This window comes from Pseudomonas taeanensis MS-3, from assembly GCF_000498575.2.
Classification (GTDB): domain Bacteria; phylum Pseudomonadota; class Gammaproteobacteria; order Pseudomonadales; family Pseudomonadaceae; genus Aquipseudomonas; species Aquipseudomonas taeanensis.
This window is the reverse complement of record NZ_AWSQ01000004.1, coordinates 792,671-808,818: the sequence shown is the minus strand read 5'-3', so window position 1 is coordinate 808,818 and position 16,148 is coordinate 792,671. Positions and strand designations below refer to the sequence as shown.

14 protein-coding genes and 1 pseudogene are annotated in these 16,148 nt (G+C 62.1%); 10 read left to right on the top strand and 5 right to left on the bottom strand.

What is annotated here, in order from left to right; translation table 11 throughout:
- Positions 1–7 precede the first annotated feature (7 nt).
- The 5 genes and pseudogenes from TMS3_RS17230 (at position 8) to TMS3_RS26035 (ending at position 5,552) form a co-directional block, all read left to right on the top strand.
- Positions 8–991, top strand: a complete 984-nt coding sequence (locus TMS3_RS17230) for a fumarylacetoacetate hydrolase family protein (RefSeq protein WP_025166532.1) — start codon at positions 8–10, stop codon at positions 989–991.
- A 78-nt stretch (positions 992–1,069) separates the two neighbouring features.
- Entirely contained in the window at positions 1,070–1,711 is a 642-nt protein-coding gene (gene maiA / locus TMS3_RS17225) for a maleylacetoacetate isomerase (protein ID WP_025166531.1), read from the top strand.
- Positions 1,712–1,793: 82 nt separating this feature from the next.
- Positions 1,794–3,254, top strand: coding sequence for a sodium-dependent transporter (locus TMS3_RS17220; protein WP_025166530.1), 1,461 nt, complete (start codon positions 1,794–1,796; stop codon positions 3,252–3,254).
- Between the two features lie 114 nt (positions 3,255–3,368).
- Positions 3,369–4,694, top strand: a pseudogene (locus TMS3_RS26045) (HAMP domain-containing protein); the annotation flags it as partial.
- Positions 4,671–5,552, top strand: coding sequence for a methyl-accepting chemotaxis protein (locus TMS3_RS26035; RefSeq protein ID WP_456153989.1), 882 nt, complete (start codon positions 4,671–4,673; stop codon positions 5,550–5,552). The pseudogene TMS3_RS26045 and the gene TMS3_RS26035, both read left to right, overlap by 24 nt.
- 83 nt (positions 5,553–5,635) lie before the next feature.
- On the opposite strand, the gene TMS3_RS17210 is transcribed toward TMS3_RS26035, so the two are convergent.
- A complete protein-coding gene (locus tag TMS3_RS17210) occupies positions 5,636–6,694 on the bottom strand; it encodes a metal-dependent hydrolase (protein WP_025166528.1) in 1,059 nt (352 codons plus the stop codon).
- A gap of 388 nt (positions 6,695–7,082) precedes the next feature.
- Between TMS3_RS17210 and TMS3_RS17205 the strand changes: the two genes are divergently transcribed.
- Both TMS3_RS17205 and arfB read left to right on the top strand, forming a co-directional pair.
- The gene (locus TMS3_RS17205; protein ID WP_025166527.1) at positions 7,083–7,805 is read left to right on the top strand and encodes a substrate-binding periplasmic protein; all 723 of its coding nucleotides are present in this window, start codon (positions 7,083–7,085) and stop codon (positions 7,803–7,805) included.
- Positions 7,806–7,928: 123 nt separating this feature from the next.
- Positions 7,929–8,342, top strand: a complete 414-nt coding sequence (gene arfB, locus TMS3_RS17200) for an alternative ribosome rescue aminoacyl-tRNA hydrolase ArfB (RefSeq protein ID WP_025166526.1) — start codon at positions 7,929–7,931, stop codon at positions 8,340–8,342.
- A 58-nt stretch (positions 8,343–8,400) separates the two neighbouring features.
- On the opposite strand, the gene dkgB is transcribed toward arfB, so the two are convergent.
- Positions 8,401–9,204, bottom strand: coding sequence for a 2,5-didehydrogluconate reductase DkgB (dkgB, locus tag TMS3_RS17195; protein WP_025166525.1), 804 nt, complete (start codon positions 9,202–9,204; stop codon positions 8,401–8,403).
- A 26-nt stretch (positions 9,205–9,230) separates the two neighbouring features.
- Positions 9,231–10,442, bottom strand: a complete 1,212-nt coding sequence (locus TMS3_RS17190; RefSeq protein WP_025166524.1) for an MFS transporter — start codon at positions 10,440–10,442, stop codon at positions 9,231–9,233.
- Positions 10,443–10,603: 161 nt separating this feature from the next.
- Here TMS3_RS17190 and TMS3_RS17185 point away from each other — a divergent pair, with 161 nt between their 5' ends.
- Positions 10,604–11,497 carry a LysR substrate-binding domain-containing protein gene (locus TMS3_RS17185; protein WP_025166523.1) on the top strand — a complete coding sequence of 298 codons (894 nt, stop codon included), beginning with the start codon at positions 10,604–10,606 and terminating at the stop codon, positions 11,495–11,497.
- A gap of 27 nt (positions 11,498–11,524) precedes the next feature.
- Here TMS3_RS17185 and TMS3_RS17180 read toward each other — a convergent pair whose 3' ends face one another.
- Both TMS3_RS17180 and gap read right to left on the bottom strand, forming a co-directional pair.
- Positions 11,525–11,989 carry a methylglyoxal synthase gene (locus tag TMS3_RS17180; RefSeq protein WP_025166522.1) on the bottom strand — a complete coding sequence of 155 codons (465 nt, stop codon included), beginning with the start codon at positions 11,987–11,989 and terminating at the stop codon, positions 11,525–11,527.
- Positions 11,990–12,169: 180 nt separating this feature from the next.
- A complete protein-coding gene (gene gap, locus TMS3_RS17175) occupies positions 12,170–13,177 on the bottom strand; it encodes a type I glyceraldehyde-3-phosphate dehydrogenase (RefSeq protein ID WP_025166521.1) in 1,008 nt (335 codons plus the stop codon).
- Positions 13,178–13,310: 133 nt separating this feature from the next.
- On the opposite strand from gap, the gene edd reads away from it, so the two are divergent.
- Positions 13,311–15,137: a phosphogluconate dehydratase gene (gene edd, locus TMS3_RS17170; protein ID WP_025166520.1), complete on the top strand. Its 1,827-nt coding sequence runs from the start codon at positions 13,311–13,313 to the stop codon at positions 15,135–15,137.
- Positions 15,134–16,096: a glucokinase gene (locus TMS3_RS17165; protein ID WP_025166519.1), complete on the top strand. Its 963-nt coding sequence runs from the start codon at positions 15,134–15,136 to the stop codon at positions 16,094–16,096. The genes edd and TMS3_RS17165 overlap by 4 nt, the downstream gene beginning before the upstream one ends.
- Positions 16,097–16,148 lie beyond the last annotated feature (52 nt).

Genomic DNA, 16,148 nt, shown 5'->3' with positions numbered 1-16,148 from the left:
TCTGTCTATGAAACTCGCATCGTTGAATCAAGGCCGTGATGGCGTGCTGGTCGTGGTCTCCCGCGACTTGAGCCACGCGGTGAAAGTCCCGCAGATCGCCGCCACCCTGCAGATCGCCCTAGACGACTGGGCGGTCAAACGTCCCCATCTGGAGGCCACCTACCAGCGTCTGAATGACGGGCTCTGTGAAGACTCCTTCCTCTTCGATCAGGCCGATTGCCACAGCCCGTTGCCGCGCGCCTTCCACTGGGCCGATGGCAGCGCCTACGTCAACCACGTCGAACTGGTGCGCAAGGCGCGTGGCGCCGAGATGCCGGAAAGCTTCTGGCACGACCCGCTGATGTACCAGGGCGGCTCCGACTGCTTTATTCCGCCGCACAGCCCGATCCGCATGGCCGACGAGGCCTGGGGCATCGACCTGGAAGCCGAGCTGGCGGTGATCACCGATGATGTGCCGATGGGCGCCACCCCGGCCGAGGCGGCGCAGCACATCCAGTTGCTGATGCTGGTCAACGACGTGTCGCTGCGCAACCTGATCCCCGGTGAGCTGGCCAAGGGCTTCGGTTTCTACCAGAGCAAGCCGTCGTCGAGCTTCTCGCCGGTGGCGGTCACCCCGGACGAGCTGGGCGACTGCTGGACAGGCGGCAAGGTGCACCGGCCGCTGGTGTCGCACATCAATGGCCAGTTGTTCGGCCAGCCGGATGCCGGCACCGACATGACCTTCAACTTCCCCACGCTGGTGGCCCATGCCGCCAAAAGCCGACCTCTGGGCAGCGGCACCATCATCGGTTCGGGCACAGTGTCCAACTACGACCGCAGTGCCGGGTCTTCCTGCCTGGCCGAGAAACGCATGCTGGAGATGGTCGAGCACGGCGAGGCGCAGACGCCGTTCCTCAAGTTTGGCGACCGGGTGCGTATCGAGATGTTCGATGCGCACGACAAGAGCATCTTCGGCGCCATCGATCAGGTCGTGGAAAAGTATGAGCCGTAGGCTGGATTGAGGCGCATTGAGCGCAGTGATGGGTATCGCTGCGCTCAACCCATCCTATCGCCAGCCACAGGAGGTCATGTGCTGACTCTTTATTCTTATTGGCGCTCCAGCGCCGCCTATCGGGTGCGCATTGCGCTGAACCTCAAGGCGCTGGCTTACCGGCAGGTGCCGGTGCACTTGGTCAAGGATGGCGGCCAGCAGCACGCGCCTGAATACCAGGCACTGAATCCTCAGCAGCTGGTGCCGCTGTTGGTCGACGGTGAGGCGAACATCGCCCAGTCGCTGGCGATTCTCGAATACCTCGAAGAAGTCTTCCCGGTACCGACCTTGTTGCCGGCCGAACCGGCGCTGCGCGCTCAGGTGCGTTCGCTGGCGCTGCATATTGCCTGCGAGGTGCACCCGCTGAACAACCTGCGCGTGCTGCAGTATTTGTCCGGCGAGTTGGGCGTGGACGACGAGGCGAAGAACGCCTGGTATCAGCATTGGCTGCACTGTGGCTTGGCGGCGGTGGAGCAGGGGCTGGCGATGTTCGCCGGGCGTCTGTCGCTCGGCGAGCAGCCCGGTTATCTGGAGGCCTGTTTGGTTCCCCAGGTGTACAATGCGCGCCGTTTTAACTGTGACCTCTCTGCGTATCCACGCATTCTCGCTATGACGGCGCGTTGTGAAGCCCTGGAAGCCTTTAAACAGGCGGCTCCTGAAGTGCAACTCGACGCCCAATAAGGTTTATCCGCCTTGCTCACTCCGCTGCACCACAAGTGCGGCGGGTTCGATCCCGTCACAGATAAAAACAAACAGGTGACGCATGACCCGTGAAAAACCCAAGAACCTCTGGCTCTCGCGCTGGGGCTTCATTCTTGCTGCAACCGGCTCCGCAGTGGGGCTGGGTAATATCTGGAAATTTCCCTACATCACCGGTGAGTACGGCGGCGGCGCCTTCGTGCTGATGTACCTGGCCTGCATCCTGGCCATCGGCATTCCGGTGATGATGACCGAGATCGCCCTCGGGCGCCGTGGCCGTGGCAGTCCAATTGATGCGATTGGCCGGGTGGTCAAGGAGAACAACGGCAACCCGCTGTGGAAGGCGGTTGGCGGTATGGCAATGCTCGCCGGCTTCATGATCCTGTGCTTCTACGTGGTAGTGGCGGGTTGGGCCTTTGCTTATACCTGGAAAATGCTCGACGGCTCCCTGGCTGCGACCAGCGTCGATGCGCTGGGCCAGGTGTTCGGCGAGCACAATGCCAACCCTTGGCAGCTCGGCGGTTGGAGCGTGCTGGTGGCGCTGCTGACCCTGTGGATCGTGGCCAAGGGCGTGCAGCAGGGTATCGAGCGCGCAGTGCGCTGGATGATGCCGGGCCTGGCGCTGATGCTGTTGGTGCTGGTCGGCTACGCCTTCACCAGTGGCAGCTTCGGCGCCGGTTTCGATTTCCTGTTCAGCTTCGACGCCTCGAAGATCACCGGTGAGGCGCTGCTGGCGGCCCTGGGCCATGCCTTCTTCACCCTCAGTCTGGCCTCTGGGGCGATTCTGACTTACGGCTCCTATATTCCCGATGGTCAGTCGATTACCCGCACCACCTTCATGGTCGCCTTCGCCGACACCGCCGTGGCGCTGCTCGCCGGCCTGGCGATCTTCCCGATCATCTTCGCCAACGGCATGAGTCCAAGCGCAGGGCCGGGGTTGATCTTCATGAGCCTGCCGCTGGCCTTCCAGCAGATGCCGTTCGGCACCCTGTTCGGCGTGCTGTTCTTCGCCATGGTGTCGATTGCCGCATTGACCTCGGCGATCTCGATGATCGAGGCGACTGTCGCCTACCTCAACGAGAAGCACGGCATCAGTCGGCTCAAGGCGGCGATGGGCGCGGGCGCGGTGCTGCTGATTATCAGCCTGTTGGCGATGCTCTCGTTCAACCTGTTGGCGGGCTGGACGCCGGGTGGGCAGAACTTCTTCGACTGGTTGGATTACCTGACCTCGCGCTGGATGATGCCGCTCGGCGGGATATTCCTGGTGCTGCTGGCCGGTTACGCCTTGCGCGGCGAGATCATGCGCGACGAGTTGAACCTGCCGCCGCTGGGCTATGCCCTGTGGTTGTTCATGGTGCGTTACGTCTGCCCGGTGCTGATCACCATGGTGTTCCTGCATGCCCTCGGCTGGTTGGGCTTTGATCCCATCGCCAAGTGGTACTGGATCGCTGGCGCCATCGGTGCGCTCGCCGTTCTCGGTGAGGTGCTGCGGCCACGGGTGGTGTCGGCGCTGGTCGACCGCTGACCTGGCGGGGAACGAGCGACTCCCATACCGAGGCGCACGTCCGCAAGGACGTGCGCCTTTTTTGTTTTGGTCGAATAGTTGGCGGCACATTAACGGCGAAAACCCGCCGTGCGGATGAAGGTTTTAGGCGGAAATATGCCGACTGGCGGGCTTCGTCGCCCCTTGTTGTGGCGCAGGACACAAGGCAGGGCGTTACCCGCCAAAGGCTCTGGGAGTGATCTGCATAGCTGGCACGGGGTTTGCCAATGTCTGTGGTTCAGATCTCGATGCCGTTCCCGGCATGCCAGCCGATCCGTCTGCCACAGAGCAGCGGCGGCATATAACAACAATGGAGTCGTCTTTATGTTGCAGTCTGCTGCCCGCCTGTTTAGCGATCTGGCCGTGGCCAAGAAACTGTCTCTTGGTTTTGCCCTGGTGCTGTTGCTCACCGCCGCCATGACCGGCGCTGGCGCGATCGCGGTCCAGGGCGTATTGGGCGGCCATGAGCGGGTTGGTCAGCTGGTGGCGGTGAACATGGAGATTCTCCAAGCGCGTCGATTGGAGCGTAGTTTCGCCATCGAGCCCACCGCAGAGAGTGCCGCGCGGGTACGTGACAGCCTGGCAAAGGTGCAGGCGCTGCAAGACTTGCTGGGGCAGAGCGCCACGCAGACTGAGCTTAAGCGGTTGCAGACCATGAACCAGGCAGTGGCTGACTACCTGAGTCAGTTCGACAGCTATGTCGATCTGCAGGACAAGGCCCGCGAGGCCCGCACGGACATGGGCAATGCCGCCAGCGAGGCGCGGGATCAGTTCGAAGTGATCGAGTTGGACATGTACGACGCGGTTCGCGAGCTGCGTTTGCAGGGTGACCGCCTGAGCGGTAGCGACCCGCTGACCCTTGCGGAGACCGCGTCTGGCTTGAGCAAGCGCATGCTTGATCTGCGTAGCCAGGAGAGCCTGTACATTATCGACGGTTCGAGCAAGGCCCTGGAGGAGTGGAATTACGTCGCCGAGGACCTGCAGGGTGTGGCGCGCAGCCTGACTGTGTGGCTCAACGAGCAGCAGAAGGGCTCGATCGAGAAGGCCTTGCAGTCGCTGGATCTGTACCAGCGCTCTTTCGTCTATTACCAGCAGATCAGCGCGCAGAAGCGCACCACGGAGGGTGCGATGATCGAGCGTGCGCAGGCTGTGTTCGACCTGGCCGAGACGGCGCAGCGCAGTGCTGAGCAGAGCATGCAGGAGACCAGTGATCGCGGCTTGGTCACCCTCGCTGTCATGGGCGGGGCGGCGGTGGTGTTGGGGCTGCTGGCGGCGTTGCTGATTTCCCGCTCGATCGTCACCCCCTTGCGCCAGGCCGTGGCCTTCGCCCAACGCATCGCCGAGGGCGATCTGAGTCAGGACCTGCCGCAGGATCGCCGCGATGAGCCGGGTCAGTTGATGGCCGCCATGCAGCGCATGACCCTGAGCCTGCGCTCTTTGATCGGACGCATCGGCGTTGGTGTCAGCCAGATAGCTGCGGCTGCCGAGCAGCTGTCGGCGATCACCGCGCAAACCAGCGCCGGGGTACAGACGCAGAAGCTGGAGACCGAGCAGACGGCCACCGCTATGCATCAGATGGCCGTTACGGTGCAGGAGGTGGCACAAAGCGCCGAGCAAGCCTCCCTAGCGGCACGTAACGCTGATCAGCAAGCCCAGCAGGGCAACCAGTTGGTGCAGCAGGCGGTCAGCCAGATCGGTGACTTGGCCGTGGAGGTGGAGCAGTCGGCAGCCGCGATCCAGACCCTGAACCAGGAGAGTACGCGCATTGGCAGTGTGCTGGAGGTGATTCGTAGCGTCGCCGAACAGACCAATCTATTAGCACTCAACGCCGCCATTGAAGCGGCCAGGGCCGGCGAGCAAGGGCGGGGTTTTGCCGTAGTCGCCGATGAAGTCCGCGCCCTGGCGCGGCGTGCGCATGATTCGACCGAAGAAATTGAAAGCCTGATCGCCAGCTTGCAGTGCATGGCGCAGGGGGCGGTGAAGCAGATGGACAGCAGCCGCGAGTTGACCCGGCGCACCGTCGCCCTGGCCGATCAGGCGGGCGATGCCTTGGGGCGTATCACCCAGGCGGTGAGTACCATCGAGCAGATGAATCAACAGATCGCCGCTGCCGCCGAAGAGCAGAGCTTGGTGGCGGACGGCATCAGCGAAAGCGTCACGCGGGTGCGTGACATCGGCGAGCAGAGCGCCAGTGCCAGTGAACAGACTGCAAGTTCCAGCGCCGAACTGGCGCGTTTGGGTGTCGAGCTGCAAGGTTTGGTGGCGGAATTCAGGACCTGAGCTCGTCACGTTGGGGTAAGGGCGGACACCGTCCCATAAACTGGTTTCAGCCCGCCCAGCTGCGTTTGAACGGCGTCGCTCGATCAGTGGGCTTTCCCCAGTACGGGTTTGCTCAGCTCGCCGGCCCAAGCCACCAATGGAACGTCCAGTTCGGGGTGCCAAATGCGCTGCCACAGCAGCCATAAGCGAGCTAAATCACCGCGCTCCACCGGCCAGCGTTCAACTTCCTGCTGCACCTGCCACTCGCCGTTTTCCCAGTGAGCAAAGTCGAAGCGGAACGGATGAAAGCCGGTCATGCCCAGGCGCAGGTCGGTGGCCACCAGGTGATCCCCGATCTGGTCGTAGCGCAGCACTCCATCGGTAAACCAGACTAGGCGATGATGCGCTGGCGAATGGTCGAGTGCCTGCGCCAGCCGGGTGCCGCGCGGGATGCGGCCGAGTTGCGGAGGTTGCCGGTCGAACCAGCCAACCAGCGCCTCATGATAGGACTCGCCATCTAGCACTATCACCCGCCAAAGCAAACTATTGAGCGGTGTCGGCGTGCTGAACAGCGTCTCGGCCTGGATGCCCTGGCGGGATAGTTCGGCCTCCACGCGCTGCTCGGCCATGTATTTGCCCGCCAGGGTAGAGGCCAGGTACAGGGTCGAAAGTGCCAGGGCGATAGCGGGCGCTTTCGAGGTTTTATCCGCCAGGCCAAACAGCAGTCCGAATAGCACTGCGGTGAGCAAGGGCAGGGTATAGAGCGGGTCGATGATGAAGATGCTCGACCAGGCGGTCGGTGTTGGCGTCAGCGGCCAGAACAGTTGGGTGCCGTAGCTGGTGAAGCTGTCCAGCAGCGGGTGGGTCAGCAGCACCAGGGCGATGGTGGCCAGCAATCGACGCGCCGAATAAGCGGGATGAGGATACAGTCGTCGGACCAGCCAGGTCAGGAGCAGGGCGACTGCACTGAGCACCAGCAACGAATGGCTGAACCCGCGGTGATAGGTCATATCCGCTACCGCATCACCGTAATCGATTACTACATCCATGTCGGGCAGGGTGCCGAGCAGGGCGCCGTACAGCAGTGCCTTGCGCCCTTGCCAGCGGCCGAGCAGGGCGCCCTGAATAGTGGCGCCAAGCACCGCCTGGGTTATCGAGTCCATGAACAAACCTATCGAGCTAATAGACGTTCAAGTTACGCCAGCTGTTGAGCGAATACAGCTACGAAATTTCGAGTAGAAATTTCAATATCCAAGCCAGGCAAGTGCGTCGGGTCCTGAGTGCTCAGGTGTCGGGTAGGGCTGCCGGTTTCTGTGGTCAAGCTCCATTCGAGCAGTGGACCTGTCGGTAAGCATGTAGCAGACCATGTTCGCTCCTTGCTCATGCCCGGATCTATCGGCTGGCCTAGATGTGAGCAGGAGGCTAAGGTCAACAGGTGTTAAACCTTGGGCTGCCGACACATTGCTCGAATGTTTCGATGAAATACATGCCCACTTGTGCCACGTTTTCCGGGGTGCCTTGTTCAGTGTCTGTAAGTAATTGGAAGCGTATATGGCGAAAGGCATGACTGCGCGAGTGCTACTGTTTGTAGGCATGCTCGCACTTTGTGAGCCAGCAAGTGCCGCTCAGGCATTGGTTTTTTCAACCAGTAAGGATGGAATGATCCAGGAAGTCTCCGAGCGAGTATTAGCTGAGGCGTATGCGCACATCGGATATGACATCAAAGTGCTGGGGATGCCCGTCGCACGGGCGTTGATGACGTCCAATAGTGGCAAGGTGGATGGCGAATTATCTCGGGTTAAGGCAGTCGCCAAGACGTATAAAAATCTACTGCGAGTACCAGTGGCTATTAACTCTTTGCAAGGCTTCGCCTTTGCCAAGCGGACTGATTTGCTCGTCACGGATTGGCTGAGTCTGAGACCGTATCGCCTGGTTTGTGTGAGGGGGGTGAAGTTTATTGAGATGAACCTGGCTAAGTTCAAGGTGGATTGCCAGTACGTTTCAACATTCATCCAAGCCATAAATGTTGTGCAGTCCGGACGGGCTGATATTGCAGTGCTTCCGAAAATTACCGGCATGCATGCAATAAGAGAACTCAAGGGCACGCAAGTCAGGGCCATTGGTGAGCCGCTCGCGACTCTGGATTTGTATCATTATTTGCACTTCAAGAATGCTGCTATTGCCCCCAGGTTGCTACTGGTCTTAACGGAAATGCAAAAGACTGGAAGGATCGCAAGGATTCGAGACGAGTTCATTCACCAGAGTGATTTTTAGCCTGGTACCAGGGCTGTTGGGTTGTCCTGTGGTCTGACCTCTACTTTTGGTGAGTACTAAAACGGGGGATTACCAAGTGGCTCGGGTTATCCTGAGCATCCGTTTTTGCCGAAGACTTTTGCCATGCTGGTGATTTCCAACAGCGTCCATCTGCCGGACGCTGAAATTGAGCTGACCGCCATCCGCGCCCAGGGCGCCGGTGGGCAGAACGTCAACAAGGTCTCCAGTGCGGTGCATCTACGCTTCGACAGTCAAGCTTCGTCCTTGCCGCCGTTCTACAAGGAGCGCCTGCTGGCGCTGCGCGACAGCCGCATCACCGCCGATGGCGTGGTGATTATCAAGGCCCAGCAGTACCGCACCCAGGAGCAGAACCGCGCCGACGCCCTGGAGCGGTTGGCTGAGCTGATCCGCAATGCCGGCAAGACTGAAAAAGCCCGGCGCCCGACCAAACCGACCCTGGGCTCGAAGAAGCGTCGCCTGGAGGGCAAGAGCAAGCGCGGGACGATCAAGGCAGGTAGGGGCAAGGTGGACTTTTGAGGGGCAGCCCGATAACGCGTGTGGCGCTATCGGGTGCGGCCGGCTAGGACGGCGGCTTTCAATCCCAATGCGGGGCGAAGTCCGGGTTTGCCAACCGTTCGTTGCGTTCCAGTTCGCCGATGGCAGCCATCTCTGCAATCGTCAATCGCAGCTCGCGAGCCGCCAGATTACTCTCCAGGTGGGCGCGCTTGGTCGAGGACGGAATCACTGCAAAGCCCTGTTGCAGCAGCCAGGCCAGGGTCACTTGAGCGGCGCTGGCCTGGTGGGCGGTAGCAATGCGCTGGATCACCGGGTCGTCCATTACCTTGCCGTAGGCCAGTGGCATATAAGCCGTGAGGTGAATGCCTTGCTGCCGAGTGAACTGCACCAGCTTGCGGTTCTGCAGGTAGGGGTGGATTTCCACTTGGTTGGTGGCGATCTGGTCGGCACTCACTACTTCCAGGGCCTGTTGCAAATGACCGATGGTGAAGTTAGAGGCGCCGAGGTGTCGAGTCAGGCCCAGGGCTTTGGCTTCGAGCAGGGCGGCCATGTACTCGGCAACGGTGATGGCATCGTCAGGTGAGGGCCAGTGAATCAGAGTCAGGTCGACCTGCTGCATGCCCAGCTTGGCGAGGCTGTCGCCAAGGCTGGGGATCAGCTTGTGGGCCGCCAGGTTCTCGGTCCAGATCTTGGTAGTGATGAACAGTTCGTCACGCGGCACGCCGCTGTCGGCGATGGCCTGACCGACTTCGGCTTCGTTGCCGTAGATTTGCGCGGTGTCGATATGCCGGTAGCCGAGCTCGAGGGCGCTGCGAACCGAATCGATGACCTGCTGACCCTTGAGGCGGAAGGTGCCGAGACCGAGTGCGGGGACATGGCTCATTGAAATGCTCCTTGCTTGATAAGTGATCAATTAGCGCTAGCCAGTGGCGCGCTCCCCTCAGCAGACACTGCCATGGCCGGATTGTTGCGATCCAGTCGGCCGCTCCAGTAAGTCAGGGCCAGGGCTACCAGTACCACCAGCGCGCCGATCCAGGCGGTATGGATCAAGCCCAGGTGCTCGACGATCAGGCCACCGCCCCAGGCGCCACCGGCGATGCCGAGGTTGAAGGCGGCGATGTTCAGACCCGAGGCCACATCCACTGCCTGAGGCGTGTAATGTTCGGCCTGACGCACCACGTATACCTGCAGGCCGGGCACGTTGCCGAAAGCCACGGCGCCCCACAGCAGCACGGTCAGCAGGGCCAGCCAGGTGTTGCTGGCGGTGACGCTGAGCAGCAACAGCACGGCGGCCAGTAGGGCAAAGATGAGCTTCAGTGCGCCGATCGGCCCTCGCTGGTCGGCCAGCTTGCCACCCCAGATATTACCGACTGCAACCGACACGCCATAGACCAGTAGAACCAGGCTAACCGCACCGGCGCTGAAGCCGCTGATGTCCTGCAGGATCGGCGCGAGGAAGGTAAAGGCGATGAACGAGCCGCCGTAACCAACTGCCGTCATCGCATACACCAGTAGCAGGCGCGGCTGCTTGAGCACCGCCAGTTGCTGCAACAGAGAGGCCGGCTTGCTGTGGGCGATGTTGCGCGGCACGAAGATCAGGCTGCCGATGAAGGCAATCACGCCCAGTACGGAGACGGCGAGGAAGGTCTCGCGCCAGCCGAAATGTTGGCCGATAAAGGTGCCCAACGGCACGCCGGTGACCAGTGCAACGGTCAGGCCGGTGAACATGATGGCGATGGCGCTGGCGGCTTTTTCCTTCGATACCAGGCTGGTGGCGATGGTCGAGCCGATGGAGAAAAACACCCCGTGGGCCAGGCCGGTGACGATGCGTGCTGCGATCAGCGACTCGTAGCCGGGCGCCTGCCAGGCCAGCAGGTTGCCGGCGGTAAACAGCACCATCAATGACAACAGCAGGATTTTGCGCGGCAGCTTGCCCGTCAGTGCGGTGAGTAAGGGCGCGCCAATGGCTACCCCGAGGGCGTAGAGGCTGACCAGCAGGCCGGCGGAGGGCAGGCTGACGCCGAGGTCGCTGGCGATGGTGGGGATCAGGCCAACGATGACGAACTCAGTCGTGCCGATGGCGAAGGCGCTGAGGGTCAGCGCCAGGAGAGCAAGAGGCATGGGGGAAACTCCGGTTGTCAGGCCGCGTGAAAGCGACTGCGCTGGTCTGCGCTAGTCAGGTTCACAAAGGGTCTGTGTGGATGAGAGGCGTGTAGTCTCCACTGCTGACTCATGCGGAAAAACCGGGTTTCAGGCACAAGATATTTGATTAATATTCAATAATGAAAACGACCCTAGATGAATTGCTGGCCTTTATCCGTGTGGTGGACAGCGGCTCAATCACCGCCGCCGCCGAGCATCTGGCGCAGACCACCTCCGCTATCAGTCGCAGTCTCAGTCGGCTCGAGGCGAAGCTGGAGGTCACCCTGTTGCGCAGAACCACGCGGCGACTGGAATTGACCGAAGAAGGCCGGGCCTTTCTCACTCAGGCACGCAAGATTGTCGATGCCGTCGATGAGGCCGAAGAGCAGATGGCGCTGCGCCGGCAAAAGCCCGCCGGCCGCTTGCGGGTGAATGCCGCCGCGCCCTTCATGCTGCATGTGGTGGCGCCACTGATCAGCGGCTTCCGCGAGCGTTACCCGGATATCCAGTTGGAGCTGCACAGCAGCGACCAGATTATCGACTTGCTGGAGCAGCGCACCGATGTGGCCATTCGCATCGGCGCGTTACGCGACTCGACCCTGCATGCCCGACCGCTGGGCAGCAATCGCCTGCGTATCCTCGCCAGCCCGGCTTACCTCAAGGCCCATGGCACGCCGAGAACGGTCGATGAACTAAGCCATCACAGCCTGCTCGGCTTCACCCAGCCGACCAGCCTCAATCAGTGGCCGTTGCGCCATCCGCTGGGCGATTCGTGGGCGATCAGTGCCGATCTTTCGGCCTCCAGTGGGGAAACCTTGCGCCACCTGGCATTGGCCGGTGTCGGTATTGTTTGCCTGGCCGACTTCATGACCCAGGGCGACCGTGCCAGGGGTGATCTGGTGCAGCTGCTGATGCGCGACACGGTCGAGGTGCGTCAACCGATTCATGCGGTGTACTACCGCAATACCGCCCTGGCGTCGCGGATCACCTGTTTCCTGGACTACCTGAGTAGCCAGCTTGGCCAGCTCGAATAGTCCAGGCAGACCCAGGGCACTCGCGCCTTAGCGGCGGCCGTCGAGGTAGGCGGTGTAATCGGGAATGCGGTAGTCGTGGGCCTGGTCCAATAGGGCGCTGCTGAGCATGTAGTCGGCGCTGCTTTCGTTGCAGGCCACCGGAATATTCCATACGGCTGCGACTCGCAGCAGCGCCTTGATGTCCGGATCGTGGGGTTGCGGCTCAAAGGGGTCCCAGAAGAACACCAACATGTCGACCCGGCGCTCGGCGATCCGTGCGCCGATTTGCTGGTCGCCGCCAAGCGGGCCGCTGATCATGCTTTCCACCGGCAGTTCGAGACGCCGGCTCAGCAGCAGGCCGGTTGTGCCGGTGGCGAGCAGGTGGTGCCTGGCCAGCTTGTCACGCTGACGCTCGCTCCAGTCCAGGAGAAACTCCTTGCAGTGATCATGGGCAACCAGAGCAATGCGCTTGCGCGCCTGCAGGGTGGCGCGGGTAAAGCTGATACGGCTCATGTGGGTTTCCTGGTCTGTTCGCGGGGTATCGCGTCGCTCGATGCCCGTCTACGAATGATCAAATGGCTCCGTAGCCCGGATGAAATCCGCGGGGGGTGGTCGTACGGATTACATTCGGGTTACGTCCCCGGCCTGTTTGCTGGGTATCGCTTCGCTCTACGCCAGCCTACGGCTGATCTGTCAGGCTTCAGGGGCATTGCACAGGGCCAGGCAGCTATCAAGCATGCGGTTGGAGAAGCCCCATTCGTTGTCGTACCAGGCCATGACCTTGACCAGCTTGCCGCTGACCTTGGTGTGATTGGCATCGAAGATCGACGACAACGGGTTGTGGTTGAAGTCGCAGGACACCAGCGGCAGGGTGTTGTAACCCAGCACCGGCGAAGTCTGGCTGGCTGCCTTGAGTAAGGCGTTGACCTGTTCGGCGCTGGTCTCGCGGCTCACCTGCAGGGTCAGGTCGACCAGCGAGACATTGATCACTGGCACCCGCACGGCCATGCCGGTGAGCTTGCCGGCCAGCTCTGGCAGCACCAGGCCGACCGCCTCGGCGGCGCCGGTCTTGGTGGGAATCATCGACTGGGTGGCCGAGCGCGCCCGATAGGGGTCGCTGTGGTAGACGTCGGACAGGTTCTGGTCGTTGGTATAGGCGTGAATGGTGGTCATCAGGCCGTGTTCGATGCCCAGTTCGCGCTGCAGCACCTGGGCCACCGGGGCCAGGCAGTTGGTGGTGCAGGAGGCGTTGGAGATAATCTCGTGGGACTGGCGCAGAATAGAGTGGTTGACGCCGTAGACCACGGTGGCGTCGGCGCCCTTGGCCGGCGCCGAGATGATCACCTTGCGCGCGCCGGCGCTCAGGTGGGCCGCGGCTTTGTCGCGCTCGGTGAACAGTCCGGTGCATTCGAAGACCACATCGACCTGGTGGGCTTTCCAGGGCAGTTCGGCGGGGTTGCGGATGGCGCTGACGGCGATGCGGTCACCGTTGACCGTCAGGCTTTCGCGGTCGGCTTCGACCGTGCCGTCGAAGGCGCCGTGCACGCTGTCGTACTGGAGGAGGTGGGCGTTCATCGCGCTATCGCCGAGGTCATTGATCGCCACGACCTGCAAATGCTGGCGATAGTCGAGGGTGTAGAGTGCACGAAGCACGTTGCGGCCTATCCGGCCGAAGCCGTTGATTGCAATTCGCAGAGTCATAGGTGAGATCCGATCTAGTTTTGTTGTTGGAATTACAAGATTATTACCATAAATGTAGAAATCAAGCCTTTTTGGTGGCAATATTTTGTTAAAAGCACAAACTGCTGCTGCCCGCTAGCCTGGAGTCGACAACATGCATCCCCGCGTTCTTGAGGTAACCGACCGTCTGATCGCCCGTAGCCGCGCTACGCGTGAGCGCTACCTGACTATGATTCACGCAGCCGCCAGCGACGGCCCGCAGCGCGGCAAGCTGCAATGTGCCAATTTCGCCCACGGTGTGGCGGGCTGTGGCAGCGAAGACAAGCAAACGCTGCGGCTGATGAATGCGGCCAATGTGGCGATAGTTTCTGCTTATAACGACATGCTCTCGGCCCACCAGCCCTATCAGGATTACCCCGAGCAGATCAAACAGGCGCTGCGTGAGATCGGCTCGGTCGGCCAGTTTGCCGGTGGTGTGCCGGCCATGTGCGATGGCGTGACCCAAGGCGAGCCGGGCATGGAGCTGGGCATCGCCAGTCGCGAGGTGATTGCCATGTCCACGGCGGTGGCGCTGTCGCACAACATGTTCGATGCCGCGCTGTTCCTGGGCATCTGCGACAAGATCGTCCCCGGTCTGTTGATGGGCGCCTTGCGCTTCGGTCACTTGCCGACGCTGTTCGTGCCAGCTGGGCCGATGCCGTCCGGGCTGTCGAACAAGGAGAAGGCCGACGTACGCCAGCGCTATGCCGAAGGCAAGGCGACCCGCGACGAGCTGCTCGAGGCAGAGATGAGTGCCTACCACAGCCCCGGCACTTGCACCTTCTATGGCACGGCCAACACCAACCAGTTGTTGATGGAGGTAATGGGCCTGCACTTGCCCGGCGCCTCATTCATCAACCCCAACACGCCATTGCGCGACGCCCTGACCCGCGAAGCGGCGCAGCAGGTCACCCGGTTGACCAAGCAGAGTGGCCAGTTCATGCCGCTTGGGTTGATCGTTGACGAGCGTTGCCTGGTCAACGCCGTCGTCGCCTTGAGTGCGACCGGCGGCTCGACCAATCACACCTTGCACATGCCTGCCATCGCTCAGGCGGCGGGGATTCAGCTGACCTGGCAGGACATGGCCGACCTCTCCGAGGTGGTGCCGACCCTGGCCCACGTCTATCCCAACGGCAGCGCCGACATCAACCATTTCCAGGCTGCAGGCGGTATGTCGTTGTTGATCCGCGAGCTGCTCAAGGCCGGGCTGTTGCACGAGGACGTCAACACCGTGGCCGGCCATGGTCTGAGCCGTTACACCCGCGAGCCTTTCCTCGAAGAGGGCAAGTTGGTGTGGCGCGACGGGCCGACCAAGAGTCATGACGAAAGCGTGTTGCGCCCGGTGGCGCGCCCCTATTCCCCTGAGGGTGGCTTACGCCTGATGCAGGGCAATCTCGGGCGCGGGGTGATGAAGGTCTCGGCGGTGGCGCTCGAACATCAGGTGGTCGAGGCGCCGGCGCGGGTGTTCGAGGATCAGCAGGAGTTGGCTGACGCCTTCAAGGCTGGTGAGCTGGAGTGTGACTTCGTTGCGGTAATGCGCTTCCAGGGCCCGCGCAGCAACGGCATGCCGGAGCTGCACAAGATGACCCCGTTCCTCGGCGTACTGCAGGATCGCGGCTTCAAGGTGGCGCTGGTCACCGATGGGCGCATGTCCGGTGCCTCGGGCAAGATCCCGGCGGCCATCCATGTCTGCCCCGAAGCCTTCGACGGCGGCCCGCTGGCGCGGGTGCGCGATGGCGACGTGATCCGGGTCGACGGCCAGACCGGCGAGCTGCGGGTGCTGGTCGAGGATGCCGAGCTGGCGGCGCGTGAGCCGGCGGTCGACACCCTGAACAATGCAGTGGGCTGCGGTCGTGAGCTGTTTTCCTTCATGCGCCTGGCCTTCAGCTCTGCCGAGCAGGGCGCCAGTGCCTTTACCGGCAGCCTGGAGTCGCTGAAGTGAAACTGGCACTGGTCGGTGATATCGGCGGCACCAATGCGCGCTTCGCCCTGTGGCGTGACGAGCAGCTGGAGTCGGTGCGGGTCCTGGCCACCGCCGACTATCCGGGGCCGGAGGCGGCGATTCGCGCCTATCTGGCCGAGCTGGGGTTGCCGCTCGGCGCGGTGGATTCAGTGTGCCTGGCCTGCGCCGGACCGGTCAGTGGGGATGAGTTCCGCTTTACCAATAACCACTGGCGCCTCAGTCGCGCGGGGTTCTGCCGCGAACTGCAGGTTCGCGAACTGCTGCTGATCAATGATTTTTCCGCCATGGCCCTGGGCATGACCCGTCTGCGTGAGGATGAACGCGTGCTGGTCTGTCCGGGCGAGCCTGAGGCCAATCGGCCCTGTGTGGTGATCGGCCCCGGCACCGGCCTGGGTGTCGGTACCTTGCTGGCGCTGGATGACGGCAGCTGGTTGGCCTTGCCGGGCGAGGGTGGGCATGTCGACCTGCCGATAGGCAGCCCGCGTGAGGCCGAACTGTGGCAGCAGTTGTACCTTATGCTCGGTCATGTGCGCGCCGAGGACGTGCTCAGTGGTAACGGTCTGCTGCTGCTCTATCGGGCGATATGCGCGCTGGATGGGCATGAAGCGCGGCTGAGCTCGCCCGCCGAGGTCACGGCGGCGGCGCTGAACGGCGATGAGGTTGCGCTGGGTGTGCTGGAGCAGTTCTGCTGCTGGCTGGGTCGCGCCGCCGGTAACAATGTGCTGAGCCTGGGTGGGCGTGGTGGGGTGTACATCGTCGGCGGTGTGGTGCCGCGCTTTGCCGAACTGTTCCTGGCCAGCGGTTTTGCCCGCAGTTTTCGCGACAAGGGCGTGATGAGTGCGTATTTCGAGGGTATTCCGGTGTGGCTGGTGACCGCCGAATATCCGGGCTTGATGGGCGCGGGCGTGGCGCTGCAGCAGGCGCTTGGGTCGCGCTGAGCGAGGTGCGATGATGTCGCGGATATTTCGCGACTGAGGCCGCTCCCACAAG